This is a genomic window from Micrococcus sp. iso_239 (genome assembly GCF_056173395.1).
The window spans coordinates 1281878-1307126 of sequence record NZ_CM149672.1 but is presented as its reverse complement, the minus strand read 5'-3'; the positions used below and the strand labels follow the sequence as shown (position 1 = coordinate 1307126).

General features: G+C 74.4%; 23 protein-coding genes. 17 read left to right on the top strand and 6 right to left on the bottom strand.

From position 1 onward, the window contains the following. Positions 1–6: 6 nt before the first annotated feature. Both AC0VX2_RS06080 and holA read left to right on the top strand, forming a co-directional pair. A complete protein-coding gene (locus AC0VX2_RS06080) occupies positions 7–2574 on the top strand; it encodes a ComEC/Rec2 family competence protein (RefSeq protein WP_036336627.1) in 2568 nt (855 codons plus the stop codon). Positions 2575–2584: 10 nt separating this feature from the next. Then, positions 2585–3604: a DNA polymerase III subunit delta gene (gene holA / locus AC0VX2_RS06075; RefSeq protein ID WP_036336580.1), complete on the top strand. Its 1020-nt coding sequence runs from the start codon at positions 2585–2587 to the stop codon at positions 3602–3604. 102 nt (positions 3605–3706) lie between these two features. On the opposite strand, the gene rpsT is transcribed toward holA, so the two are convergent. Further along, positions 3707–3973: a 30S ribosomal protein S20 gene (gene rpsT / locus AC0VX2_RS06070; protein WP_036336578.1), complete on the bottom strand. Its 267-nt coding sequence runs from the start codon at positions 3971–3973 to the stop codon at positions 3707–3709. 195 nt (positions 3974–4168) lie between these two features. Next, complete coding sequence (locus AC0VX2_RS06065; protein ID WP_060973718.1) at positions 4169–4831, bottom strand: type II toxin-antitoxin system PemK/MazF family toxin; 663 nt, start codon at positions 4829–4831, stop codon at positions 4169–4171. 111 nt (positions 4832–4942) lie between these two features. On the opposite strand from AC0VX2_RS06065, the gene lepA reads away from it, so the two are divergent. Both lepA and hemW read left to right on the top strand, forming a co-directional pair. After that, on the top strand, positions 4943–6802 hold the full coding sequence (gene lepA / locus AC0VX2_RS06060; protein WP_129866782.1) for a translation elongation factor 4: 1860 nt from the start codon (positions 4943–4945) through the stop codon (positions 6800–6802). Beyond that, on the top strand, positions 6803–8083 hold the full coding sequence (gene hemW / locus AC0VX2_RS06055) for a radical SAM family heme chaperone HemW (protein ID WP_336638676.1): 1281 nt from the start codon (positions 6803–6805) through the stop codon (positions 8081–8083). It abuts the gene before it with no gap. A gap of 15 nt (positions 8084–8098) precedes the next feature. Here hemW and AC0VX2_RS06050 read toward each other — a convergent pair whose 3' ends face one another. Both AC0VX2_RS06050 and AC0VX2_RS06045 read right to left on the bottom strand, forming a co-directional pair. Then, positions 8099–8518, bottom strand: a complete 420-nt coding sequence (locus AC0VX2_RS06050; RefSeq protein ID WP_049146774.1) for a DUF4870 domain-containing protein — start codon at positions 8516–8518, stop codon at positions 8099–8101. Between the two features lie 94 nt (positions 8519–8612). Beyond that, positions 8613–9473 (bottom strand): DUF3097 family protein, encoded by an 861-nt coding sequence (locus AC0VX2_RS06045; RefSeq protein ID WP_010078617.1) that lies wholly within the window; start codon positions 9471–9473, stop codon positions 8613–8615. 173 nt (positions 9474–9646) lie between these two features. Here AC0VX2_RS06045 and hrcA point away from each other — a divergent pair, with 173 nt between their 5' ends. From hrcA to AC0VX2_RS05995, 10 genes are all read left to right on the top strand, one after another. Continuing rightward, positions 9647–10657, top strand: coding sequence for a heat-inducible transcriptional repressor HrcA (hrcA, locus tag AC0VX2_RS06040; RefSeq protein ID WP_475432820.1), 1011 nt, complete (start codon positions 9647–9649; stop codon positions 10655–10657). Positions 10658–10732: 75 nt separating this feature from the next. After that, on the top strand, positions 10733–11866 hold the full coding sequence (gene dnaJ / locus AC0VX2_RS06035; protein ID WP_036380884.1) for a molecular chaperone DnaJ: 1134 nt from the start codon (positions 10733–10735) through the stop codon (positions 11864–11866). After that, the gene (locus AC0VX2_RS06030; protein WP_357012321.1) at positions 11863–12624 is read left to right on the top strand and encodes a 16S rRNA (uracil(1498)-N(3))-methyltransferase; all 762 of its coding nucleotides are present in this window, start codon (positions 11863–11865) and stop codon (positions 12622–12624) included. The genes dnaJ and AC0VX2_RS06030 overlap by 4 nt, the downstream gene beginning before the upstream one ends. Before the next feature lie 76 nt (positions 12625–12700). Next, positions 12701–13738, top strand: coding sequence for a PhoH family protein (locus AC0VX2_RS06025; RefSeq protein WP_230278170.1), 1038 nt, complete (start codon positions 12701–12703; stop codon positions 13736–13738). Beyond that, positions 13728–14201, top strand: a complete 474-nt coding sequence (gene ybeY / locus AC0VX2_RS06020; protein ID WP_163721335.1) for an rRNA maturation RNase YbeY — start codon at positions 13728–13730, stop codon at positions 14199–14201. The genes AC0VX2_RS06025 and ybeY overlap by 11 nt, the downstream gene beginning before the upstream one ends. Before the next feature lie 11 nt (positions 14202–14212). Then, a complete protein-coding gene (locus AC0VX2_RS06015; protein WP_357012317.1) occupies positions 14213–15538 on the top strand; it encodes a hemolysin family protein in 1326 nt (441 codons plus the stop codon). Positions 15539–15581: 43 nt separating this feature from the next. Continuing rightward, positions 15582–16547 carry a GTPase Era gene (gene era / locus AC0VX2_RS06010; protein WP_002854662.1) on the top strand — a complete coding sequence of 322 codons (966 nt, stop codon included), beginning with the start codon at positions 15582–15584 and terminating at the stop codon, positions 16545–16547. Positions 16548–16884: 337 nt separating this feature from the next. Continuing rightward, on the top strand, positions 16885–18618 hold the full coding sequence (leuA, locus tag AC0VX2_RS06005) for a 2-isopropylmalate synthase (protein WP_036336553.1): 1734 nt from the start codon (positions 16885–16887) through the stop codon (positions 18616–18618). After that, a complete protein-coding gene (gene recO / locus AC0VX2_RS06000; RefSeq protein WP_101966035.1) occupies positions 18615–19436 on the top strand; it encodes a DNA repair protein RecO in 822 nt (273 codons plus the stop codon). Before leuA ends, recO begins: the two co-directional genes overlap by 4 nt. Then, positions 19433–20296, top strand: a complete 864-nt coding sequence (locus tag AC0VX2_RS05995) for an isoprenyl transferase (protein ID WP_036336549.1) — start codon at positions 19433–19435, stop codon at positions 20294–20296. The genes recO and AC0VX2_RS05995 overlap by 4 nt, the downstream gene beginning before the upstream one ends. Here the strand turns inward: AC0VX2_RS05995 and AC0VX2_RS05990 are convergent. Then, positions 20236–21345: an alpha/beta hydrolase gene (locus AC0VX2_RS05990; RefSeq protein WP_069941923.1), complete on the bottom strand. Its 1110-nt coding sequence runs from the start codon at positions 21343–21345 to the stop codon at positions 20236–20238. The two genes, AC0VX2_RS05995 and AC0VX2_RS05990, sit on opposite strands and share 61 nt — an antisense overlap. A gap of 55 nt (positions 21346–21400) precedes the next feature. Between AC0VX2_RS05990 and AC0VX2_RS05985 the strand changes: the two genes are divergently transcribed. Beyond that, positions 21401–22528, top strand: coding sequence for a quinone-dependent dihydroorotate dehydrogenase (locus tag AC0VX2_RS05985; protein WP_073116432.1), 1128 nt, complete (start codon positions 21401–21403; stop codon positions 22526–22528). Between the two features lie 66 nt (positions 22529–22594). On the opposite strand, the gene AC0VX2_RS05980 is transcribed toward AC0VX2_RS05985, so the two are convergent. Continuing rightward, positions 22595–23218, bottom strand: coding sequence for a DUF3043 domain-containing protein (locus AC0VX2_RS05980; RefSeq protein ID WP_036336545.1), 624 nt, complete (start codon positions 23216–23218; stop codon positions 22595–22597). Positions 23219–23298: 80 nt separating this feature from the next. On the opposite strand from AC0VX2_RS05980, the gene AC0VX2_RS05975 reads away from it, so the two are divergent. Next, positions 23299–24702, top strand: coding sequence for a dipeptidase (locus AC0VX2_RS05975; protein WP_044659796.1), 1404 nt, complete (start codon positions 23299–23301; stop codon positions 24700–24702). A 118-nt stretch (positions 24703–24820) separates the two neighbouring features. Further along, complete coding sequence (erpA, locus tag AC0VX2_RS05970) at positions 24821–25213, top strand: iron-sulfur cluster insertion protein ErpA (protein WP_002854644.1); 393 nt, start codon at positions 24821–24823, stop codon at positions 25211–25213. The last annotated feature ends 36 nt before the right edge of the window (positions 25214–25249 follow it).

Genomic DNA, 25249 nt, shown 5'->3' with positions numbered 1-25249 from the left:
GATCCCGTGGACCGCCGCGCCCGGCACCGCGAGGTGCCCGGCCCGCTCGAGGCCCGGTGGGTGCCCGCCCTGCTCGGGTGCCTCACCCTGGGGATCCTCGGCGTCGGCTGGGACGCCCCGGCCCGGTCGGCGGCGGCCCTCACGGGGCTGGCCGTCGCCGCGGCCGCCATCCTGGGCGCCGCCCGCTCGACCGGTCGGATACGGGGCGTGGCCACCGCGACGGCGCTGGCCGGCGTGGCCGCGGCCCTGATGCTGCAGCACTCGGCCGGGCCCGCCGCCGCGGCCAGCGGCAGCGGCTGGACCGGCGCGGTGCACGCGGGCTCACCGCTGCGGCTCGAGCTGACCCTGGACGGGCCCGCCACCCGGAGCGAGGCGACCTTCGGCCCACGCTGGAGCGTGCCCGTGCGGGTCGAGACGTTCGGTCATCCGCCGCGGGCCCCCGAGGCGGCCGTGACGGCCCGACTCACGGGCGGGGGCGCACCGCCCGCGACGATCGTCGCGCCGGAGGGCGGGACGTGGGCCCCCGACGGCGGGCCGGGATCGCGGGTGTGCGTCGTGGCCCGGCCGTCGAGGTCCGGTTCCACCGTGTTCCTGGCCGCCGCGTCCGCCCCGCAGCCGGGACCCTGCCCCGGCGGGACGCAGACGGCAGGCGGGGCCACCGGCGGTGACCCGGGCCCCCCGCGGCGGGAGGCGCTGCGCGCCGCGTTCCGTCAGTCTGCGGAGGGCACGGTCGGCGCTGCGCCGGAACTCATCCCGGGGCTGGTGCTGGGCGACCGCTCCGCCCAGGGGGCCGCCCTCGACGACGCCATGAAGGCCTCGGGCCTGTCGCACCTGTCTGCCGTGTCCGGGGCCAACGTGGCCATGATCCTCGGCGCGGTCGCGATCACCCTGCGCAGCGCGCGGGTGCACCGGGCGGTGGTCCTCAGCGCCGGGCTGGCGGTCCTCGGGGTGTTCGTGGTCGTCGTGGGGCCGGAGCCGTCCGTGCTCCGGGCGGCCGTGATGGGCGCCCTCGGAGCGCTCGCGGTGTTCTTCGGCCGCGCGCGGCAGGCGTTCGGACTCCTGACGGTGGGCGGCACGGCCCTGCTCGTCGCGGTGCCGGCCCTCGCCGTGGAACCGGCCTTCCACCTCTCCCTGGCCGCGACCGCGGGCATCGTCCTGGCCGGCGCGCCCCTCGACCGTGCGCTGCACGCCGGGCTCGGCCGGATGCTGCCCGACGTCGTAGCGCGGTGGCTCTCGGCGTCGCTCGCGGTGACCGTGGCCGCCCACCTGGCCTGCCAGCCGATCATCCTGGCCATGACCGGTGAGGTGTCGGCCTACGCGGTGCCGGCCAATCTGCTGGCCGCCCCGGCCGTGCCGCCCGTGACCGTCCTGGGCACCCTCGCCGCGGCCCTCGCCCTGCCCGCGCCGGGGATCGCGGCCGCCCTCGTGGCCGTGATCCAGTGGCCCGCGGCCTGGATCGGGTGGGTCGCCCACACCAGCGCCTCCCTGCCCGGGGCGCTGCGTCCGTGGCCGGCCGGAGCCCTCGGCGCCGGGCTGGGCGTCCTGCTGGTGGCCGCGACGCTCCTCGGGTTCGCCGCCGTGCTCCTGCTCGAACGACGCCGGACCGCCCCTGTCCGGCGTGTCGGCCGCAGCGCGCCGCGGACCCGCGAGCGCCTCCCCGCCCTGGTCGTGCTCGCCGCCGCCCTGGCCGCGGCCACCACGGGGGCGGTCGGGGCGGTCCTCGTGCCGCGGTCCTCGGGCTCGGCCCCGCCGGACTGGGCGGTGGCGTTCTGCGACGTCGGCCAGGGGGACATGGCCGTGTTCCGGTCCGGCCCGCGCGCGGGGGTCGTCGTCGACGTCGGGCCCGAGCCGGGGCTCGCACGTCGCTGCCTCGACGACCTCGACGTAGACCGGGTGGACGCCGTGCTGCTCACCCACCTGCACGCCGACCACGCCGGGGGACTGGCCGGCGTGGTCGACCGCGCCTCCCGCGGGGCGGTGCACTACGCGACCCGGGACGCACCGGCGCAGGGCCGGGAAGGGCGCGGAGGCGAGGCGGACGGCGTCGACCCGCTCGCCGACGCGGCACGGCTCCGCACCGGCGCGACGGGCACGGCCGGGCCGGTGCGGTGGCACGTGCTGCTCGCCGACGCGCGGGCCCCCGAGGAGAACGACGCCTCCGCCCAGGTGCTGGTCACCGTCGAGAGCGGGGCCGGTCCGGTCACGACGCTGGTCACCGGCGACATGGAGGAGGACGCCTCCGCGGCGTGGGTCGCGGGGCGCCGGTCCGATGCCGCCGCACCGCCGCGCGTGGACGTGCTCAAGGTCGCCCACCACGGCGCCCGCAACGGTGGGACGGCCGTGCCGCGCGCGGCCGGCGCCCGCCTGCACGTGGTCTCCGTGGGCGCCGACAACCCGTACGGACACCCCCACCGGGCCACGGTGGACGCGCTCGGCCGCCTCGGGCCGGTGGCCCGCACGGACCTGCACGGCACGCTGGCCCTCACGGCTGCGGACGGCCCCGACCCCGACGGCGCGCCCGAGATCGCGGTCCACACCGTCCGCCCGCCCTCGAGCGTCCGCACCGGACCTTAGGATGGGACGCATGTCCGCCGCCCGCAGCCCCCGTTCCGGCCGAGCCGGCCGCACCGACCCGCTGGCCTGGCGGAGGGCCGAGCCCGCCCCGCTCATGCTCCTCAAGGGGCCCGAGGACCATGCCGCCCGCTGGGTGACGGACCGCGTGACCCAGGCTCTGCGCGAGCGTCACGGTCAGCTGGAGATCCACCGGCTCCGCGCGGGGGAGTACCAGCCCGGCCAGCTGGCCACCGCGGCCAGCCCGTCCCTCTTCGCCGAGCCCACCCTCATCACGGTCGAGGGCCTCGAGGCCATGAACGATGCGTTCCTCGAGGACGCCCTGCGCCTCGTCCAGCAGGGCCCCGGCGCGGACGACGTCACGCTCGTGCTGCGTCACACCGGCGGCACCCGCGGCAAGAGGCTGCTGGATGCCGTCGCGAAGGCCGGCACGGTGGTCGAATGCGTGCCGCTGAAGAAGGACGAGGAGCGGCTGGCCTTCGTGCAGGCCGAGTTCCGCGACCGGCGTCGACGCATCGACGAGGAGGCGGCCCGCGCGCTCATCCGCGCCACCGGCGCCTCGCTCACGGAGCTCGCGGCCGCGTGCGCCCAGCTCGTCGACGACACCGAGGGCGTCGTCAGCGTCGAGACCGTGGACACGTACTACAGCGGCCGCGTGGAGGCCACGAGCTTCGCGGTGGCCGACGCGGCGCTCGAGGGGCAGGCGGCGAGGGCCGTCTCCCTCGTGCGGCACGCGATGGCCACCGGCGTCCACCCGGTGATGATCACCGCGGCACTCGCGCTCAAGGCGCGGCAGGTGGCGCGGATGATCGACGCCCGCCGGCCCGCCGCCGAGCTGCCGTCCCTGCTCGGGGTGGCCCCGTTCCAGGTGCGCTACATCCAGCAGGCGGCGCGGCACTGGACGGCGGCCGGCATCGCGCAGGCCGTGGAGTGGATCGCCCAGGCCGATGCCGAGGCCAAGGGCGCCTCCCGCAACCCGGAGTTCGCCGTCGAGCGCGCGGTCATCCGCGTGGCCACCGCCGTCAGCCGCTGACGGCGCCGCCGGACGGCACGCGACGGGGGCAGCCCGGACACGACGCGGCCCCCGCACCGATCGCTCGGGGCGGGGGCCGCGGTCACAGCCGGGGGGCGTGGATCAGCCGAGGAGGGCCTTCACGCGGGCGGCGATGCCGGACTTGCGGTTCGCGGCCTGGTTCTTGTGGATGACGCCCTTCGAGGCGGCCTTGTCCAGCTTGCGGGAGGCGGTGCGCAGCGCGGCGGCGGCGGCCTCGGGCTCGCCGGCGGCGACGGCCTTGTCCACGGCGCGGATGGCGGTCTTCAGCTCGGACTTCACCGCGACGTTGCGCTGGCGCGCCTTCTCGTTGGTGAGGATGCGCTTCTTCTGGGACTTGATGTTAGCCAAATCGGGTCCTTCGTCGTCGGCGGCGCGGACGAGGGTCCGGGCGCCGCATGAACAGGGGGTCGTGGAGGGTGCCCGGATCCGTGGACTGAGCGGCGTGGGGAACACCGATGATGACCCGTTCCGGGGGTGCCCGTCGGCCGGCGGACACAATGCGGACGATCCTACCACCCAGACCCTGCGATCCGCGCGGCGGACTCAGCGCCCCCGCCGCCGGGCGCGGGCCAGCGCGGCCGTGACCCGGTCGAAGGCCGCCCGGTCCAGGACGCCGCCCTCCCGGCGCACCGCGGCCGGATCCACGCGGACCACCCGGTCCAGCTTCGCCTCCGAGGCGCGGCCGGACCGGTCCCAGGCGCCCGCGCCCACGTCCACGTAGTCCTCGTCCCGGGCCAGGGCGTTGTTCCGGTCCCGGCTGGTCAGCATGAGCCCGAGCAGGTGCGCCCCGTCCCGGCCGATCAGGAGCACGGGGCGGTCCTTGCCCCGGCCGTCCATCTCCTCGTACGGCACCCAGGTCCACACGACCTCGCCCGGCCCGGCCGTCGGCCCGGGCACGGGCGCGTACTCGACGCGGACGGTCCCGGTGAAGTCCGGCAGGGACGCGTGGCGGCCGGTGTCCTGTCGCCGGGGCCGGCGCTCCTGCCCGGGCCCGGGCATCGGCCACGAGTCGGTGGGCTCCGTGGGGTCCCACGCGGGCCCGGGAGGCCCGGGCGGGCCCGGGAAGGGTGACGGGCCGCTCCGGTCGCCGGCCCGTCGACCGGCCTCGGAGGCGGCTCGACGCGGCCGGGCGTCGTCGCGGAGGGTGCCGATCAGGCGTGCCGTCCGGCGGCCGAGGGACAGGGCGCGATGCAGGTCGAAGGCCATGGGCGTGAATCTAGTGGACGCGCGGGCCCGGCGTCCGGGTCGGGTCGGCGGCGGGACATGAGAGACTAGGCGGTCAGAGTCCCGTCCCCGTCACCCGTAGAGGAAGTGCCCGTGTCGCCCCTGGCGTCGAACCCCCCGGTGCCCGCTGCCACCGACCCCTCGGTGATCCGCAACTTCTGCATCATCGCCCACATCGACCACGGCAAGTCCACGCTGGCGGACCGCATGCTGCAGGCCACCGGCGTCGTGCAGCCCCGCGACATGAAGGCCCAGTACCTGGACCGCATGGACATCGAGCGTGAGCGCGGCATCACCATCAAGTCCCAGGCCGTGCGCATGCCCTGGTCCGTGGACGGGGTGGACTACGCCCTGAACATGATCGACACCCCCGGGCACGTGGACTTCACCTATGAGGTCTCCCGCTCGCTGGCCGCGTGTGAGGGCGCGATCCTGCTGGTGGACGCCGCCCAGGGCATCGAGGCCCAGACCCTGGCGAACCTCTACCTCGCCATGGAGCACGAGCTGGAGATCATCCCCGTGCTCAACAAGATCGACCTGCCCGCCGCGGATCCGGACCGCTACGCGGCCGAGCTGGCCTCCCTGATCGGCTGCGAGCCCGAGGACGTGCTGCGCGTCTCCGGCAAGACGGGCGTCGGCGTGGAGGAGCTGCTGGACCGCGTGGTCCGCGCCGTCCCCGGCCCGGAGGGCGACGCGGACGCCCCGGCCCGCGCGATGATCTTCGACTCCGTGTACGACACCTACCGGGGCGTCGTCACGTACGTGCGCGTCGTGGACGGCCGGCTCTCCCCGCGGGAGAAGGTCCGCATGATGTCCACGGGCACCACCTACGAGCTCCTCGAGATCGGCGTCTCCTCCCCGGAGCCCGTGCCCACCAAGGGCCTGGCCGCGGGCGAGGTGGGCTACCTCATCACCGGCGTGAAGGACGTGCGTCAGTCCAAGGTGGGCGACACGGTCACCAACCACGCCCACCCGGCGGAGCAGTCCCTGGGTGGCTACGAGGACCCCAAGCCCATGGTGTTCTCGGGCCTGTATCCCATCGACGGCTCGGACTATCCCGTGCTGCGTGACGCCCTGGACAAGCTCAAGCTCAACGACGCCGCGCTCGTCTACGAGCCGGAGACCTCGGTCGCGCTGGGCTTCGGCTTCCGCGTCGGCTTCCTCGGTCTGCTGCATCTGGAGATCGTGCGCGAGCGTCTCGAGCGCGAGTTCGACCTCGACCTCATCTCCACCGCGCCCAACGTGGTCTACGAGGTCACCCGGGAGGACCGTGAGGTCGTCACCGTGACCAACCCCTCCGAGTTCCCCGAGGGCAAGATCCTCGAGGTGCGCGAGCCCATGGCCTCGGCCACGATCATCGTGCCGGCGGAGTTCATCGGCGCCGTCATGGAGCTGTGCCAGGCCAAGCGCGGCAACCTCAAGGGCATGGACTACCTCTCCGAGGAACGCGTGGAGATCCGCTACTGGATCCCCCTGGCCGAGATCGTGTTCGACTTCTTCGACCAGCTCAAGTCCCGCACCAAGGGGTACGCCTCGCTGGACTGGAAGGCCGACGGCGACCAGGTCGCCGACCTCGTCAAGGTGGACATCCTGCTCCAGGGCGAACAGGTGGACGCGTTCTCCTCCATCACCCACAGGGACAACGCCTACGCGTACGGCGTGATGATGACGGGCAAGCTCAAGGAGCTGATCCCGCGCCAGCAGTACGAGGTGCCGATCCAGGCCGCCATCGGCTCGCGCATCATCGCCCGCGAGAACATCCGCGCGATCCGCAAGGACGTGCTCTCCAAGTGCTACGGCGGCGACATCTCCCGCAAGCGCAAGCTGCTCGAGAAGCAGAAGGAGGGCAAGAAGCGCATGAAGATGGTCGGCCGGGTCGAGGTCCCGCAGGAGGCCTTCATCGCCGCCCTGTCCTCGGACGGCGCCGTCGCCGACCAGGCCGCGAGGAAGTAAGTGCCCGCCCTGCCCCTCGGCGAGCCCGTCCCCGACGACGGCCGGCTGCCGGCCGACGTCGGGCAGCGGGTGCGCGCGGCCGCCCGCGACGGCGCGGCGCGCACCTTCAGCCTGTACGTCCACGTGCCGTTCTGCACGGTGCGCTGCGGCTACTGCGACTTCAACACGTACACGGCCGTCGACCTCGGCCCCGGCGCGGGTCGCGGCGACTACTGGGAGTCGGCGGTCGCGGAGCTGGACTTCGCCGCGGACGTGCTCGCGTCCTCGGACGTGCCCGCCCGCCCGCTGCACACGGTGTTCTTCGGCGGCGGCACGCCCACGCTCCTGCCGGCCGCGGACCTCGTGCGCATCCTCCAGGCGGCGGTGGACCGGTTCGGGATCGCGCCCGGCGCGGAGGTGACCACCGAGGCCAACCCGGACACGATCACCCCGGAGTACGCCCGCCAGCTCGCGGCCGGCGGCTTCACCCGTCTCTCCCTGGGCATGCAGTCCGCGATGCCGCACGTGCTCGCCACGCTCGAGCGCACCCATCGGCCCGAGTCCGTCCCCGCCGCCGTCGCCGCGGCCCGCGAGGCCGGCCTGGAGGTGTCCCTGGACCTGATCTACGGGACCGCGGGGGAGTCCCCCGCCGACTGGCGGGCCACGCTCGAGGCCGCCGTCGCCCTGGCCCCGGACCACGTGAGCGCGTACTCGCTGATCGTGGAGGAGGGCACCAAGCTCGGGGCCCAGGTGGCCCGCGGCGAGGTGGCGGACGTGGACCCCGACGACCAGGCGGACAAGTACCTGCTCGCCGAGGAGCTGCTCGGCGCCGCCGGCTACCGCTGGTACGAGGTGTCCAACTGGGCGCGCGACCCGCAGGGCTCCGGCGTCCACCGTGCGCGGCACAACGTGGCGTACTGGGAGGACCAGGACTGGTGGGGGATCGGCCCGGGTGCGCACTCGCACCTCGCCGGGGTCCGGTTCTGGAACGCCAAACACCCCGCCGCCTACGCGCAGCGGCTGGCCACGGGGGTCACCCCCGCCGTCGGCCGCGAGCGGCCCGACGCCGACGCGCGGCGCCTCGAGCGCATCATGCTCGCGGTGCGCACGGTGGGCGGGCTCCCGACCGCGGAGCTCGTCTCGGAGACGCCGGGGGAGGCCGCGCGGATCCGTGGGGCGATCGCCGAACTCATCGCCGCGGGCCTGCTGGACGGGCGCGCCGCCGTCGACGGGCGCATCGTCCCCACGCTCGAGGGGCGGCTGCTCAACGACGCGATCGTCCGGGCGCTGGCCGGCTTCTGACCGGCCGGCCCCGGGTCAGCGCAGGATGCGCAGGTTGAACGGGTACCGGAACGGACGGCCCTTGGACACGTGCGAGGCGCCCATCACGCCGTAGGCCGCCATGGCGGCCCACGTGAGCGCGCCGAGGATCGCGAAGATCGGGCCGACCACCGGCAGCAGGGACAGGAAGAAGAACAGGAGCGTGATGAGCGTGGGCGGCCCGGAGAAGTTCAGGGCCTCGCGCGACTCCTGCGAGGTGAACGGGCCGCGGTCGCGGTAGAGCAGCCACACGACCAGCGGGCCGAGCACGCCGAACGCCAGACTGAGGTGGGCCAGCGCCGCGCGGTCACGGTCCTGCTTCGCCGTGAGCGGGGCGCCGCGGCCGCCGGCCGAGACGAGCCAGGCGGGCGGGCCGTGGCCGGTGCGGCCGGCGTCGGGCTGCGCGCGGGTGTTCACGAGGGGCTCCTCCTGGATCGCGGGACCCGCGCGCCGGGGACCGGGCGCAGGGCATGGGCCAGCATAGCGCGGGCGGGCGGGGGCCGCGCCGAGATCAGTGCTCGGGTGCGGCGGTGAGGAAGTCGATGAGCTCCTCCACGCGGCCCAGCAGGGACGGCTCGAGGTCCGCGTACGTGGTGACGTGGGAGAGCAGCCGCTTCCACCCCAGCCCCGTGGCCTCCTTGCTCCCGTGCGGCCAGCCCAGTCCCCGCAGGATCCCCGTCTTCCAGTCCTGCCCCTTCGGCACGACGGGCCACGCGGGGATGCCGAGGACGGAGGGCTTGATGACCTGCCAGACGTCCACGTAGGGGTGACCGAGGATGAGCACGTTGCCCGCGGCCCCCGGCACCCGCATGGCCTCGGCCGCGAGGCGCTCCTCCTTGGACCCGGTGACGAGATGGTCCACGAGGATCCCGAGCCGGCGCCGCGGACCGGGGGCGAACGCACGGATCGCCCCGGCGAGGTCATCCACGCCGTGCAGGGGCTCCACGACGATGCCCTCGAGGCGCAGGTCCTCGCCCCACACCTTCTCCACCAGCTCGGCGTCGTGCACGCCCTCCACCCAGATGCGAGAGGCGCGGGCGGTGCGGGCCCGCGCCCCCTCGACCCGTCGCGAGCCGGAGGCGGTGCGGGCCGGCGCCGCCGGGGCCGCGGCGGTCGGGGGGACCAGGGTCACGGGCTCGCCGTCGATCCAGAAGCCGCCGCCGAGGGGGAAGCCGCGGCGCACGCCGCGGCGGTCCTCCAGGACCACCACGTGCACGCCGCCGGAGCGCTCGATGCCGATCACGGCCCCGGTGAACCCGGAGGCCACGTCCTCGACCACCGTGCCGGGGGTGGCGGGCACATCGGGGACGGTCCGGGCGGGGCGGCGCGTCAGGTCGTCGTGGCCCGCGGGGCCCCAGCTGCTCCAGTCCATGGGAGAGCACGGTAGCAACGGGGGCGGGCGATCACCGTGAGCGAAGCCGTGCGGGCCGGTCGGGTCGTCCCCCGGGTCGGACGGTAGCATTGGCACTTGACCCGCCGGAGTGCCAGCCAGGGGCACCTCCGGGGTCGCCCCGGATCCCGACGGACCAGAGGAGGACCGAGATGTTGGAGCAGCCCCGCCGCCTGCAGGTGCTCCAGGCGATCGTGGAGGACTACGTGGCGCTGCGCGAGCCCGTGGGCTCCAAGGCGCTCGTGGAACGGCACGCCCTGGGCGTGTCCTCCGCGACCGTGCGCAACGACATGGCTGCGCTCGAGGAGGAGGGCCTCATCGTGGCCCCGCACACCTCCGCCGGGCGCGTCCCCACGGACAAGGGCTACCGCGTGTTCGTCGACCGCCTCTCCGAGGTGAAGCCGCTGTCCCCGGCCGAGCGCCGGGCCGTGCGGACCCTGCTGGACCCGGAGACGGACACCGAGCACATGATGGAGTCCACGGTGCGCCTCCTGGCCCAGCTGACCCAGCAGGTCGCCGTCGCGCAGTTCCCCCACGAGGACGGCTCCACGATCCGCCACCTCGAACTGGTCTCCCTCACACCCACGCGCGTGCTCGTGGTCCTCATCCTGTCCACGGGACGGGTGGACCAGCGGCACGCCGTGCTGGACCGTCCGGTCGAGGAGGCGGAGCTGTCCGTGCTCCGCGGCCTCCTGCTGGACGCCCTGCTGGGGCTCGGTCCGGTGCAGGCGGCCACCGTGGTGGACGACGTCGTCACCCGGGTCCGCCCGGAGCACCGGCAGTCCGCCGCCCTCGTGGCCGCGGCCGTCCACGACCTGCTCGAGGCCGGCCGGCAGGACCGCATCGTGCTGGCCGGCACCGCCAACCTGGCCCGCTCCCCGGGGGACTTCGGCGCGTCCATCGGGCCGATCCTGGAGGCGCTCGAGGAGCAGGTGGTGCTGCTGCGCCTGCTCACGGAGATGGAGCAGGACGCCCACGGGGTGTCCGTGCGGATCGGGTCCGAGAACGCCGGATCGCTCGCGGACACCTCGGTGGTCGCGGCCGCCTACGGCCCCGGCGCCGTGGCGAAGGTCGGCGTCATCGGTCCGACCCGGATGGACTACCCGGGCACCATGGCCGCCGTCCGGGCGATCGCCCGCTATCTCTCCCGCATCCTGACCACCTGACGCGCCTCCGCGCGTCCTGGCGGGCCCCGTCCCGCATCGCCCCACGTCCCGCTCTCCCCGAGAGGAATCCCCACCGTGACCGACCACTACGAGACGCTCGGCGTCAGCCGTGACGCCAGCACCGAGGAGATCCGCCGCGCCTACCGCAAGCTCGCGCGCACCCACCACCCGGACGTCAACCCCGACCCGGAGGCGGCCGAGCAGTTCAAGCGCATCTCCCACGCCTACGAGGTGCTCTCGGACGAGGGACGGCGTCGGGCCTACGACACGACGGGCAATGAGAACGGCCAGGCCGGCTTCCCGGGCGGCTTCGGCGGGGCGGGCGGCTTCGGGGGCTTCGCCGACATCTTCGAGACCTTCATGAACGCCGCCGGCCAGGGCGGCCGCGGCGGCCCCGCCAGCCGCGCCCGCCGCGGTCAGGACGCCCTGGTGACCGCGCGGATCGACCTGCGCGACGCCGTCTTCGGCGGCGAGCAGACGATCGAGCTGGACACGGCCGTGCGCTGCGATCGGTGCGAGGGCTCGTGCTGCGAGCCCGGCACCCAGCCGGAGACCTGCCAGACCTGCCACGGCCACGGCATGATCCAGCGCCCCGTGCGGTCGCTGCTGGGCACCGTCATGGCCACCGAGGCCTGCCCCGCCTGCCAGGGGTTCGGCACCGTCATCCCGACGCCCTGCCACGAGTGCGACGGGCAGGGCCGCGTCCGCACCCGGACGCCGCTGACCCTGCGCATCCCCGCGGGCGTGGACGACGGCACCCGCATCCACCTCGCCGGCCGCGGTGAGGCCGGCCCGGGCGGCGGCCCGAACGGGGACCTCTACGTGGAGATCGCGGTCCGCCCGGACGAGACCTTCCGCCGCGAGGGCGACCACCTGGCCACCACCGTGACCGTCCCCATGGCCGCCGCGGCCCTGGGCACCACCGTCACGCTGGACACCCTGGACGGCAAGCAGTCCGTCAGCCTGGACCCGGGCGTGCAGTCCGGCCACGTCGAGGTCCTCCACGGCCTGGGCGTCGGCCGCCTGCGCGGGCAGGGCCGTGGCGACCTCAAGGTGGACGTGGTGGTCACCACGCCCACCGACCTGGACGACGAGCAGCGCCAGCTCCTGGAGCGCCTGGCCGAGGTGCGCGGCGAGGAGGTCGTGCACGGCGCACCCCAGGCCAAGGGCATGTTCGCCCGGCTGCGGGAGAACCTGAGGAACCTGTGACCGCCCCCCTGTTCCACCTCGAACCGGGCACCCTGGCCGGTGCGAGCGCCGGCGCGGAGGTCGTCTTCGGCGGCCCCGAGGCCCGGCACGCCGCCGCGGCCATGCGCCTGGCCCCCGGGGAGGCCGTGCTCCTGGCCGACGGGTCGGGCACGCTCGGCCACGGCACCGTGCTCGCGGCCGCCCCGGACGCGGTGTCCGTGCGGCTGGACGCGGTGGCGGAGGAGCCGGCGCCCACCCCGGCGCTCGTGCTCGTCCAGGCCCTCGCCAAGGGCGACCGGGACCTCATGGCGGTCCAGGCCGCCGTCGAGCTCGGCGTGGACGCCGTGGTGCCCTGGGAGGCGGAGCGCTCGATCGTCCGCTGGAAGGGCCCCAAGGCCGCCAAGGCCCGCCAGAAGTGGGCGGACACGGCCCGCGCGGCCGCCAAGCAGGCGCGTCGCGCCCGGGTGCCCGCGGTCCGAGACCACGTCTCCGGGACGGCGGTCGCCGGGCTGGTCCGGGACGACGACGGCGGCCGGCTCGTCCTCGTGCTGCACGAGGACGCGGAGCACGGGGTGTCCGCGGTGCCCGTGGAGCGACTCTCCGCGGCCGCCGAGATCGCCGTCGTCGTGGGCCCCGAGGGCGGGATCGGCCCGGCCGAGCTCGAGGCCTGCGTGGCCGCGGGGGCCGTGCCGGTGCGGCTCGGCCCGCACGTGCTGCGCGCCTCCACGGCCGGCCCCGCCGCCCTCGCCGTGCTCCAGCACCGGCTCGGCCGCTGGTGAGCCCCGGCAGGACGACGCGCCGACGCCTAGACTGGACGGGACGTCCCGCCCCCACGACCCCGAGGTGATCCGCCCCATCGTGACCGTGCCCCCCACGACCCCGACCCCGCCCGCCACCGCGCACGAGGGGGTCGCGTTCGAGACCGCCGACCTCATGGTCCGCACGCTCGGACCGCAGGACGCCCTGCTGCGGATCCTCGGCGGCGTGTTCCCCACCGTGGACGTCACGGTCCGCGACCAGCGGCTGGACCTGGCCGGGCCGGTGGCCGACGTGGCCTCGGTGCGGCGCGTCGTCGAGGACCTGCGCTCGATCGCCCGCCGCGACCAGGCCGTCACCCCCGAGGTGATGGGCCAGGTCGTCCACCACGTCCGCGACGCCGCCACCGGGCGCGGCGCGGGTCAGCTGCACCTGGACTCGATCCTCTCGGGCCGGGGCCGCCGCATCCGCGCGAAGACCCTGCACCAGCAGGACTACGTGGAGGCGATCGACCGCTCCACCGTCGTCTTCGGCATCGGCCCGGCCGGCACCGGCAAGACCTACCTGGCCATGGCCAAGGCCGTGCAGGCGCTGCAGGCCAAGGAGGTCAACCGCATCATCCTCACCCGCCCGGCCGTCGAGGCCGGCGAGCGGCTCGGCTTCCTGCCCGGCGGGCTCTCCGAGAAGATCGACCCGTACCTGCGCCCTCTGTACGACGCGCTGCACGACATGATCGAGCCCGAGTCGATCCCGCGGCTGATGGAGGCCGGGACCATCGAGGTCGCCCCGCTGGCGTACATGCGCGGCCGCACCCTGAACGACGCGTTCGTGATCCTCGACGAGGCCCAGAACACCACCGGCGAGCAGATGAAGATGTTCCTGACCCGCCTCGGCTTCGGTGCCCGCATGGTCGTCACGGGCGACACCTCGCAGGTGGACCTGCCGCGCGGCACCCAGTCCGGCCTGGCCCAGGCCGTCGAGGTGCTCGAGGGGATCGAGGGCCTGGAGATGGTCCGCTTCGACTCCTCGGACGTGGTCCGGCACTCGCTGGTGAGCGCCATCGTGGACGCCTACGACGCCGCCCGCGGCCCCGCGGAGCGGTCCCAGAAGCGAGGAGGGGCCCGTCGTGGCCGTTGAGATCCTGAACGAGTCGGGGATCGAGGTCCCCGAGGACGCGCTGCTGCGCATGGCCCGGCACGTGTACGCGCGCCTGCACGTCCACGAGCGCGCCGAGACGGCCGTGACCGTCGTGGACGCCGTACGCATGGCCGAGCTGCACGAGGAGTGGATGGACCTGCCCGGGCCCACCGACGTGATGAGCCTGCCCATGGACGAGCTGACCCCCGGCTCGCCCGAGGCGCCGGCCGAGGGCGTGCTGGGCGACGTCGTGCTCTGCCCCGAGGTCGCCGCCGAGCAGGCGGCGCGCGGCGGGCACTCCCGTGACGACGAGCTGCTCCTGCTGCTCACCCACGGCATGCTCCACCTGCTCGGGTACGACCATCTCGAGGACGCCGAGCGCGAGGAGATGTTCACGCTCCAGGATCGGCTCGTCTCCGAGGTCCTCGGCCGGCCCGCCCCGGCCCCCACCGTCGAGGATTGACGGCACCGCCCATGCTGACGCCCGCCGTCCTCTTCGCCCTCTTCCTGGTCTTCCTCGGTCTGACCTGGACGCTGTCCCTGGCCGAGTCCGCGTTCTCCTACCTCTCCCGGCGGGACGCGGAGGACATCGTCCGCGAGCAGCCCGGCTCCAAGGTCCTGGAGATCGCCCGCGAGCGGGAGAGCCACCTCGGGGCCCTGCGGGTCTGGCGCTTCGTGGCCGAGGCCCTGTCGGCCGTCTGCCTGACCGCGGCCGCCGACGCGGTGGTGGACGACACGTGGCTCGCCGTGGCGATCGCCGCGGTCGTGCTCGTGGGCGTGGCCGCCCTGCTGGGCGTCTGGAGCCCGCGGCCGATCGGCTCCCGCAACGAGGCCGCCGTCGCCCGCCGCCTCGGCGGGCTCGTGTGGGTGCTCCGCCGGGCCCTGGGCCCGCTCGCCGCCCGCCTGGACCGGGACCGGCGCCGTCGCGAGGTCGAGCCGGAGGAGGAGGACGACTTCCAGGAGCGCCACCTGCGTGAGTTCGTCGCCCGCGCCCACGACGCGGACGTGCTCGCGGACTCCGAGGCGGAGCTGATCCAGTCGGTGTTCTCCATGAACGACACCATCGTCCGCTCCGTCATGGTGCCGCGCACCGACGTCGTCACGATCGACGCCGACCACACGCTCGGCCAGGCCATGGCCCTGTTCCTGCGCTCCGGCAACTCCCGCATCCCGGTGATCGGCGAGGACGCCGACGACATCCGGGGCATGCTGCACCTCAAGGATGTCACCCGCGCCCTGCACCACGACGGCGCTGCGACCGACACCCCCGTCACCGAGGTCATGCGCGACGTCCGCTTCGTCCCCGAGTCGAAGTCCGTGGCCACCCTCCTGCAGGAGCTGCAGCGCGAGTCCACCCACGTGGCCGTGGTGGTGGACGAGTACGGCGGCACGGCGGGGCTCGTGACCCTCGAGGACCTCATCGAGGAGATCGTCGGGGAGATCTACGACGAGGACGACCACCCGGACCGCCCCGAGGTGGAGTTCGTCGCGCCCGGCGTCTACTCCGTCGACGCGCGCATGGGCATCCACGACTTCCGGGAGGAGTTCGAGCTGCCGGAGGAGGACGAGGACGACGACGTCGACACGGTCGGCGGCCTCCTCGCCAAGGAGCTCGGCCGCGTCCCGATCCAGGGCTCGCGCGTCGTGGTCCAGGGCATCGAGCTCGTCGCGGACACCCTCGAGCCCCGCCGCAACCGGGTCGCGCGCCTGCGCGTCTCCGAGACCCCCGACCGTCCGGTGCGGCTGCGCCGGCGCGAGGAGCGGGCCCACGGCGCCGCACCCGCCGACCCCGTGGCCTGAGCCGGCCGCCCCACCCCACTCCCTGCCTGACAAGGATGACCCCATGACCGATCTCGTCGATCCGGCCCGCGCCGCGGACGGCTTCCGTTCCGGCTTCGTCTCGCTCGTGGGCCGGCCGAACGCCGGCAAGTCCACGCTCACCAACGCGCTGGTGGGGGAGAAGGTGGCGATCACCTCCTCCAAGCCCCAGACCACGCGCCACACCATCCGCGGAATCGTCCACCGCGAGGACTTCCAGCTCGTGCTCGTGGACACCCCGGGCCTGCACCGGCCCCGCACCCTGCTCGGCGAGCGCCTCAACGACCTCGTGGCGGAGACGCTCAACGAGGTCGACGCCGTGGGCATGTGCCTGCCGGCCGACGAGGCGATCGGTCCCGGCGACCGGTTCATCGCCCAGCAGCTCTCCTACCTGCACCGCACCCCGGTGGTCGCCGTGGTGACGAAGACGGACAAGGTGGGCCCGGAGCAGCTCATGGCGCAGCTCGTGGCCGTGACCGCGCTGGGCGACGAGGTCCTCGGGCCGGAGAACGGCGGGGAGGGCTTCGCGGCCGTCGTGCCGGTCTCGGCGGTGGCCGGCCGCCAGGTCGACGACGTCCTGGGCGTCTTCGCGGGCCTGCTGCCGGCCGGGCCGCCCCTGTACCCCGACGGCGAGCTCACGGACGAGCCTGAGGCGGTCATGGTCGCCGAGCTCATCCGGGAGGCGGCCCTGGAGGGCGTGCGCGACGAGCTGCCGCACTCGGTGGCCGTGGTGGTCGAGGAGATGTCCCTGCGCGAGGACCGCCCCGCGGATCGGCCCCTGATGGACGTGTGGGCGAACGTCTTCGTCGAGCGGGACAGCCAGAAGGGCATCATCATCGGCAAGGGCGGCTCCCGGCTGCGTGAGATCGGCGCGCAGGCGCGGGCGGGCATCGAGCGCATGCTCGGCACCAAGGTGCACCTGGACCTGCGGGTCAAGGTCGCCAAGGAGTGGCAGCGCGACCCCAAGCAGCTCGGCCGACTCGGCTTCTGAGCCCGGGGCCCCGGCCCGGTCGCGCATGCGCCGGACCGGGCCGCCGTCGTCGTGCGTCACACGGGGGCGGCCTCCTGTGGCCCGGCCCACCTCGGTGCTAGGGTCGGGGGCATGTCCCTCCGCCTCGCGACGACAGCGCCGGCCACGGCCCGCCTGCTACTTCCCGGCCGCACGGGGTCCCCGTGCCAGGCCGTGATCCACGCCGCCTGAGCGCACGCGGAGGCAGGACGCCTCCCACCGGACCGGACACCCCGTGCGGAGTCCCTGACCTCCCGGTCCGGTCACCGACCATCCACCTTTCGCGCGGCCGCCGCGCGCACGTCGAGGGAGAACACGCATGAGCGCCCACCTGCAGAAGTCGTCGGGGATGAAGTTCCACAAGTACGTCCCGTTCCAGGACCAGATCGAGGTCGCCCTGCCGGACCGCACCTGGCCGGACAAGGTCATCGAGAAGGCGCCGCTGTGGTGCGCCGTGGACCTGCGCGACGGCAACCAGGCCCTGATCGACCCCATGGGCCCCGAGCGCAAGCTGCGCATGTTCCAGCTGCTCGTCGGCATGGGCTTCAAGGAGATCGAGGTCGGCTTCCCGTCCGCCTCGCAGACCGACTACGACTTCGTCCGCCAGCTCATCGAGGGCGACCACATCCCGGACGACGTCACCATCCAAGTCCTCACGCAGTCCCGTGAGCACCTGATCGAGCGCACCTTCGAGGCGCTCGAGGGCGCCGACCGGGCCATCGTGCACCTGTACAATTCGACGTCGGTGCTGCAGCGCCGCGTGGTGTTCCGGCAGGACGAGGACGGGATCGTGGACATCGCGACCTCCGGCGCGCGCCTGGTGAAGAAGTTCGAGGAGCAGCTCAAGGGCACGCAGATCACCTACGAGTACTCGCCCGAGTCCTACACGGGCACCGAGCTCGAGTTCGCCCGGCGCATCTCGGACGAGGTGGCCACGGTCCTGGAGGCCTCCACCGACCGCAAGATGATCCTGAACCTGCCGGCGACGGTGGAGATGTCCACCCCGAACGTGTACGCCGACTCGATCGAGTGGATGCACCGCAACCTGGAGCACCGCGACTCGCTCATCCTCTCCCTGCACCCGCACAACGACCGCGGCACGGGCGTGGCCGCCGCCGAGCTGGGCTGCCTGGCCGGGGCGGACCGCATCGAGGGATGCCTGTTCGGCAACGGCGAGCGCACCGGCAACGTCGACCTGGTGACGCTGGGCATGAACCTGTACTCGCAGGGCGTCGACCCCATGATCGACTTCTCCGACATGGACCACATCAAGCGCACGGTCGAGTACTGCAACCAGCTGGCCGTGCCCGAGCGCTCGCCGTGGGGCGGCGACCTCGTCTTCACGGCCTTCTCCGGCTCCCACCAGGACGCCATCAAGAAGGGCTTCGAGGCCATGGAGGTCGACGCGAAGGCGGCCGGCACGGACGTGGACGGCATCCCGTGGGCCGTGCCGTACCTGCCCATCGACCCGAAGGACATCGGCCGCTCGTACGAAGCCGTCATCCGCGTGAACTCGCAGTCCGGCAAGGGCGGCGTCGCCTACCTGCTCAAGTCCGAGCACAACCTGGACCTGCCGCGCCGCGCGCAGATCGAGTTCTCCCACGTCATCCAGGATCTGGCCGACGCCCAGGGCGGCGAGGTCTCCGGCGCCGACCTGTGGCGCGTGTTCCAGGACGAGTACCTGCCCGCCGACGCGGCGGAGGCGCAGTGGGGCCGCTACCGGCTCCGCTCGGTCTCCTCGGCCTCCGGCGAGGACGGCGCGTTCCGGATGGAGGCCGAGCTCGAGGTCGACGGCGTCACGCAGACCCGCGCGGCGCAGGGCAACGGCCCGATCGACGCGTTCCTGCGCATCCTCGGCGAGGAGGGCGTGGACGTCCGCGTGCTCGACTACTCCGAGCACGCACTGTCCGAGGGCGGCGCGGCCATGGCCGCCGCCTACGTGGAGGCGGCCGTGGGCGACCGTGTCCTCTGGGGCGTCGGCCTGGACCACAACACCACGACCGCCTCGCTGAAGGCCGTGGTGTCCGCGGTGAACCGCGCCCTGCGCGCGTGAGCGGCTCCGGCTCCTCCCGGCGGGGTGCGCGGCACGGCGGCTACGCGGCGAACTCGTTCCGCACCGAGGCCATCGTGCTGCGCACCCACCGTCTGGGGGAGGCCGATCGCATCGTCGAGGCGCTCACCCCCGAGCACGGCCTGGTCCGGGCCGTGGCCAAGGGGGTGCGCAAGACCTCCTCCCGGCTGGGCTCGGTGGTGGAGCCGTTCATGCACTCCACGCTCCAGCTCGCACGCGGCCGGGGGGAGCTGCACACCGTGAGCCAGGCGCAGCTGCTGCACCCGTACGCAACGATGCTGGCCGCTGACTACGACGCCTACACCGTCGCCGGCGCCCTCGCCGAGGCCGTCGAGCGGGTCCCCTCGGTCGACGACGACGGCCGGCGCGCCCAGTACCGCCTGTTCCACGGCGCGCTGGCCGCGCTGGCCCGCGGCGCGCACGACCCGCGCCTGATCCTGCACTCGTTCCTGCTGCGCGCGCTCGCCCAGGCCGGCTGGGCCCCGACCTTCGACCGGTGCGCCCGCTGCGGCGCCCCCGGCCCGCACACGGCGCTGCACGTGGGCCTCGGCGGGGCCGTCTGCCCCGAGTGCAGGCCACCCGGTGCCGCTCACCCGGCCCCGGAGACCTTCGATCTGCTCTCGGCCCTCGCGGCGGGGGACTGGGCCACCGCGGACGCCTCCGGGGCCCCCGCCCGCCGCGAGGCGGCCGGTATCGTGGCGGCGTACCTGCAGTTCCACGCCGAGCGGCGCCTGGTGTCCCTGTCCGTCCTGGACCAGGACCTCGGCCTCCCCGCCCCGCGCGTCGAGAGGAGACCATGAGCGCCGACCGAGCCCCGCAGTCCCCGCCGCCGCACCCCTCGGGCGCGGTCGCCCCGCGGATCGACCCGCGTTTCGTGCCCCGGCACGTGGCGATCGTGATGGACGGCAACGGACGGTGGGCCAACCAGCGCGGCCTGCCGCGCACCGAGGGCCATCGGGCCGGCGAGGCGGCGCTGCTGGACGTCGTCGCCGGGGCGGTGGAGCTGGGGATCGGCCACGTGTCCGCGTATGCGTTCTCCACGGAGAACTGGCGGCGCTCGGCGGAGGAGGTCCGCTTCCTCATGGGCTTCTCCCGGGACGTGCTGCGCCGGCAGCGGGACACCCTGCACTCGTGGAACGTGCGGATCCGGTGGAACGGGCGGGCCCCGCGCCTCTGGACCCCCGTGATCCGGGAGCTGCAGGAGGCCGAGGAGCTCACGCGCCACAACACCGGCACCACCCTGCACATGTGCGTGAACTACGGCAGCCGCGCCGAGATCCTGGACGGCGTCCAGGCCATCGCCGAGGAGGTCCGGGCCGGCCGGATGCGGCCGGGGGAGATCAGCGAGGACGTCATCACCCGCTACCTCGACCGCGGCTTCCGCACGGGTCAGGACGTCGACGTCGTCCCGGACGTGGACCTGTTCCTGCGGACCTCGGGGGAGCAGCGCCTGTCCAACTACCTGCTGTGGCAGTCCGCCTACGCGGAGCTGCTGTTCCTGGACGTGCTGTGGCCGGACGTCGACCGGCGGACCCTGTGGGCCGCCGTCGAGACCTACGCCCGACGGGACCGCCGCTACGGCGGCGCCGTGGACACCCCTCAGCCGGCGCCGTCGTCCGGCGCGCCGGACTCGGCCTCGGACGCCGACGGCGGCGCGTAGGCCCCCAGCCACGTGAGCGTCGCGGCACCGGCCGCCTCGCGCACCGACGCGGGGGAGGCGAACACGTCGTGCAGCGCGTCGGGGAGCCGGTGGACGGTCACCCGGTCGCCGAGCCGCAGGGAGCGGCGGGCCATGGCGTCGGGGTCCAGGACGATGTCCGAGGTCAGCATCGCCTCGGCGTAGGACGTGCCCCGATGCCCGCGCGCGGAGACGAGCACGAGGATCGGCACGGTGACGTCGAGCCGCCCGGCCACGGCCCGGTGCCCCGAGAGGACCGCGCTCAGCCAGGCGGCCGGCACCTCGAACGCGTGCGGGGGACGCCAGAGCGGGTGCAGGTCCCATTCGCCCTCGGCCTGGTCCGAGAGGGTGCGCCAGTAGTGGTCGATGCGCGGCAGCGTGAGCATGGCGTAGGGCTTCATGGCGGAGACGGGCCCCACGATGGACTTCGCCAGCAGGCGCACCCCCGCGCTGCCCTGCATCTCCAGCCACGGGCTGTTGAGCACGAGCGCGGCGAGGCGGCCGGGATTCCGGTCCGCCCACAGCGCGGCGATCAGCCCGCCGGTGGAGTGTCCCATGAGGATGGGCGGCAGCGGGTGGTCCTGGGCGATGGTCTCGAACGCGGCCTCGAGGTCCGCGTCGTAGCGGGCCAGGTCGTCCGTCCAGCCGGGCGTCTGTCCCGTGCGCAGCGAGCGGCCGTAGTGGCGGAGGTCGACGGCGTGGAAGGCGTAGCCGGCGGCCTCGAACGCGCGGGCGAGCGGGGCGTTGTAGAAGTAGTCACTCCAGCCGTGCACCGAGAGGATGGGTCGCCGGGCCGGGTCACGGGCGGCGTCGGTGCGCGGACGCACCACTGTGACAAGGTTCTGTCCTTGTTCATCGGTGTCGAGGCCGAGCGTGCATCGTTCGAAGCCCGGCAGCCCGTCCGGGACCCAGCCCAGGCCCGGCGGATCGTCGAGGAACGGGCGGGTGTCCTCCTCCGTCGGTCCGCCGGCGGGTGCGCCGTGCGGGGCGGAGGGGTCCGGGGGCGGCGGCTGGAGCGGGTCACGGGCCATCCGACCACTCTAGGAGGACCCCGGACGGGCGGGAGGCCCGTGCGAGGATGGGGGCATGCAGCTGCCTGATCCCAAGTCCGCCGTCGACGGCCTCCTGACCTCCCGTGCGCCTCGCCTGTACCCGCCCTTCTTCCGTGCCGTGTTCGGCGGCATGGACGCGGAGCAGGCGCACCATCGGGGCTTCGACGCGATCCGGCTGGTCGAGCGCACCGGGGCGTCCGCCGCCCTGCGCGCCGCCTTCCGCCCGGACCCGATGCTCGCGCGCACGGTCATGGGCCTGCGGTTCCCGACGCCCTTCGGCCTGGCCGCGGGGTTCGACAAGGACGGCCGGGGGACCGCCGCTCTGGCCGACCTCGGGTTCGGCCACATCGAGGTCGGCACGATCACGGCGCAGCCGCAGCCCGGCAACCCGCAGCCGCGACTGTTCCGTCTCGTGGACGACCGGGCGCTGGTCAACCGCATGGGCTTCAACAACGACGGCGCGGCGGCCGTCGCCCCCCGCCTGGCGCGGACCCGGCAGACACTGGAGCGCCGCTTCGGCCCGGCCCGGCCGGTCCTGGGCGTGAACATCGGCAAGACCAAGGTGGTCCCCCTCGAGGACGCGGCGGACGACTACCGGGCCTCGACCCGCCTGCTCGCGCCCCACGCCGACTACCTGACGGTCAACGTGTCCTCGCCGAACACGCCGGGGCTGCGCCAGCTGCAGGAGATCGACGCGCTGGAGCCGATCCTCACGGCGGTGCGCGAGGAGGCCGACCGTGCGGTCCCGGACCGTCGCGTGCCGCTGACCGTGAAGATCGCCCCGGACCTGGCGGACGACGACGTGCGCGCCGTCGGGGCGCTCGCCGAGCGCCTCGGGCTCGACGGCGTCATCGCGACCAACACGACCGTCTCCCGGGAGGGTCTGCGCACCCCGCGTGCCGACGTGGACGCCCTGGGCGCGGGCGGCCTGTCCGGCGCCCCGCTGCAGGAGCGGTCGATGCGGGTGCTGGAGGTCCTGCGGACGGCGCTGCCGACGGGCACCGCCGTCGTCAGCGTGGGCGGGGTGACGGACGCCGACGACGTCCAGGCCCGGCTCGACGCGGGCGCGGACCTCGTCCAGGGCTACACCGCGTTCCTCTACGAGGGCCCGTTCTGGGCCGGCCGGATCACCGCCGGGCTGGCCCGGTCCCTGCGGGGCTGACGGTCTGCTCGCCGGGGACGCGACGGCCCGGACCCACCGGGGTCCGGGCCGTGGCGCGGTGTCGTGTCAGGCGGGGTACTCGCCCCGCTTGACCTGGGGCTTGGGCAGACGCAGGCGGCGGAACTGCAGGGCCCGCATGATGCCGTAGAAGCCGGTCCCGGACTCCGGCGTGCCGAAGCGCTCCGTGAGGCCCTTCTTGATGTGCCGGCTGACCAGGAAGCTCTCGATGAGCACGAGGGCCACGAGGACGTACAGGCTGATCATCAGGATCAGCTGCGCCTCGCGGCCGGGGATGAACATGAGCAGGACGTAGGCGAAGACGACGGGCATGAGCCACTCGCCGATGCCGGTGCGTGCGTCCACGTAGTCACGGACCCAGCGCTTCTGCGGTCCCTTGTCGCGCGCCGGGAGGCCGCGCTCGTCCCCGGTCTCCAGCGCGGCGCGCTGGCGCATCCGCTCCTGGGCCATCGCCTGACGCTCGGCCTTGCGGGCCGCCTTGCGATCCTCGGGGACCAGAGTGCGACGGCGCGCGGCCTCCTGGTCGCGGCGCCGCGGAGTCGGGCCCTTCTTGCCCTGCGAGCGGTCGCGCGGCCCGGCCTCGGCCACGGCGGCGCCCTCGGCGGGAGCGGCCGAGGAGCCGTGAGTCGAGGGGGCGGGCGCGGTCTCGGGGGTCTTGTCTCGCTTGAACACCCCTCCAGTCTAGTGGTGGGGCGCGTCCGGCCCGCCCGGAGGCGCGGCCCTCGGCTCGGCCGCCGTCTACGCTGGCCGTCATGACTGACATCACCTCCCGTGCGCCGCAGGACGCGGCCCTCGTCTCCGCCGTCCGTGAGGCCGTCGAGGCCCGTTTCCCGACGACCCTCCAGACCCTCACCGACCTCGTGGCGATCCCGGGCATCGCCTGGGACTCCGCGGACCGCACCCAGCTCGAGCGGTCCGCCGAGGCCGTCGCGGGCCTGCTGCGCGAGGCGGGCCTGCAGGAGGTGGAGATCGTGACCGAGACCCGCGACGACGACCGGCCCGGTGGGCCGGCGGTGATCGGCGAGAAGCCCGGCGCCTCTGACAAGCCCACCGTCTTGTTGTATGCCCATCACGACGTGCAGCCGATCGGGGACGAGGACCTCTGGGACACCCCGCCGCTCGTGGCCACCGAGCGCGGCGGGCGGCTGTACGGCCGCGGCGCCGCCGACGACAAGGCCGGCATCATGGTCCACCTCGCCGCCCTCGCCGCCCTGCGGGACGTCCTGCCCGACGCCGGCGTCGGCGTCCGCGTCTTCATCGAGGGCGAGGAGGAGGCCGGCTCGCCCACCTTCCGCACCTTCCTGGAGAAGCACCGGGCGCGCCTCGACGCCGACGCGATCGTGGTCGCGGACTCGTCCAACTGGGCCGTGGGGGAGCCAGCGCTGACCACCTCCCTGCGTGGGCTGGTGGACGGCACGGTGACCGTCCGGGTGCTCGACCACGCCGTGCACTCCGGCATGTTCGGCGGGCCGGTCCTGGACGCCGTCGTCCTGCTCTCGCGGCTGATCGCCACGCTCCACGACGCGGACGGCGCGGTCGCCGTGCCCGGCCTCGAGCCGCGGCAGACCGCGGGCCTGGACTACCCCGAGGACGTCTTCCGTGCGGACGCGGGCGTGCTGGACGGGGTGACCCTGGCCGGCCGCGGCCCGGTCGCGGACCGGCTGTGGAACGCTCCCGCGCTGAGCATCATCGGGATCGACGCGCCCTCGGTCGCGGAGTCCTCGAACACGATCCAGCCCGCCGCGCGCGCGAAGTTCTCGCTGCGCCTGGGCCCCGGCATGGACCCCGCGGAGGCCTTCGAGGCGCTGCGCACCCACCTGGAGGCGCAGTCCGCGGCGGTGCTCGGCGCGGAGATCACGGTCACCGCGGGGGAGTTCGGCCAGCCGTTCACGACGGACACCTCGGCCCCCGCCACGGCCGCGATGATGGCCGCCCTGGAGGACGCCTGGGGCGTCGAGCCCCGGGCGATCGGCATGGGCGGCTCCATCCCGTTCACCGCGGACCTCGCCGAGGTCTTCCCGGAGGCCACCCTCCTCATCACGGGCGTGGAGGACCCGGACACGCGGGCGCACTCGGCCAACGAGTCGCTGCACATCGACGACTTCAAGCGGGCCGTCGTGGCCGAGGCGCTCTGGCTCGCGCGGCTGTCCGCGTGAGTGCCGCCCGGCCCGTCGGTGCGGCGGGCCGGGAATGCTCCGTGGGCGGCTAGTGTTGTCCGGGAGACCACACGCGCGTGACGGCCCCGTCCGCGCCCCATGATCTGAGGAGGTCACGATGGCTCTGTCCGCAGAGGAGACCGGCGTCGAGATCGGCGCGACCCAGGACGCCGAGGGCCTGCCCCCGCACGAGGTCGAGCTGACCGACGTGGCGGCCGGCAAGGTGCGCTCGCTGCTCGAGCAGGAGGGCCGCACGGACCTGCGGCTGCGCGTCGCCGTGCAGCCGGGCGGCTGCTCGGGCCTGATCTACCAGCTCTACTTCGACGAGCGCGTCCTCGACGGCGACACCGTCCGTGACTACGACGGGGTCGAGGTGATCGTCGACAAGATGAGCGTGCCCTACCTCATGGGCGCGACCATCGACTTCGAGGACACCATCTCGAAGCAGGGCTTCACGATCGACAACCCCAACGCAGGCGGCTCGTGCGCCTGCGGCGACTCCTTCCACTGATCTGCGGGCGCCCGGAGCGCCACGGACCGCGAACCG

Bases quoted from the DNA above. Each gene is read 5' to 3' on its own strand.
- erpA (WP_002854644.1), top strand. From the start codon at position 24,821: ATGGCTCTGTCCGCAGAGGAGACCGGCGTCGAGATCGGCGCGACCCAG.
- AC0VX2_RS05985 (WP_073116432.1), top strand. From the start codon at position 21,401: ATGCAGCTGCCTGATCCCAAGTCCGCCGTCGACGGCCTCCTGACCTCC.
- AC0VX2_RS05975 (WP_044659796.1), top strand. From the start codon at position 23,299: ATGACTGACATCACCTCCCGTGCGCCGCAGGACGCGGCCCTCGTCTCC.
- AC0VX2_RS06015 (WP_357012317.1), top strand. From the start codon at position 14,213: ATGCTGACGCCCGCCGTCCTCTTCGCCCTCTTCCTGGTCTTCCTCGGT.
- AC0VX2_RS05990 (WP_069941923.1), bottom strand. From the start codon at position 21,345: ATGGCCCGTGACCCGCTCCAGCCGCCGCCCCCGGACCCCTCCGCCCCG.
- holA (WP_036336580.1), top strand. From the start codon at position 2,585: ATGTCCGCCGCCCGCAGCCCCCGTTCCGGCCGAGCCGGCCGCACCGAC.
- era (WP_002854662.1), top strand. From the start codon at position 15,582: ATGACCGATCTCGTCGATCCGGCCCGCGCCGCGGACGGCTTCCGTTCC.
- AC0VX2_RS06065 (WP_060973718.1), bottom strand. From the start codon at position 4,831: ATGGCCTTCGACCTGCATCGCGCCCTGTCCCTCGGCCGCCGGACGGCA.
- AC0VX2_RS05995 (WP_036336549.1), top strand. From the start codon at position 19,433: ATGAGCGCCGACCGAGCCCCGCAGTCCCCGCCGCCGCACCCCTCGGGC.
- leuA (WP_036336553.1), top strand. From the start codon at position 16,885: ATGAGCGCCCACCTGCAGAAGTCGTCGGGGATGAAGTTCCACAAGTAC.
- AC0VX2_RS06045 (WP_010078617.1), bottom strand. From the start codon at position 9,473: ATGGACTGGAGCAGCTGGGGCCCCGCGGGCCACGACGACCTGACGCGC.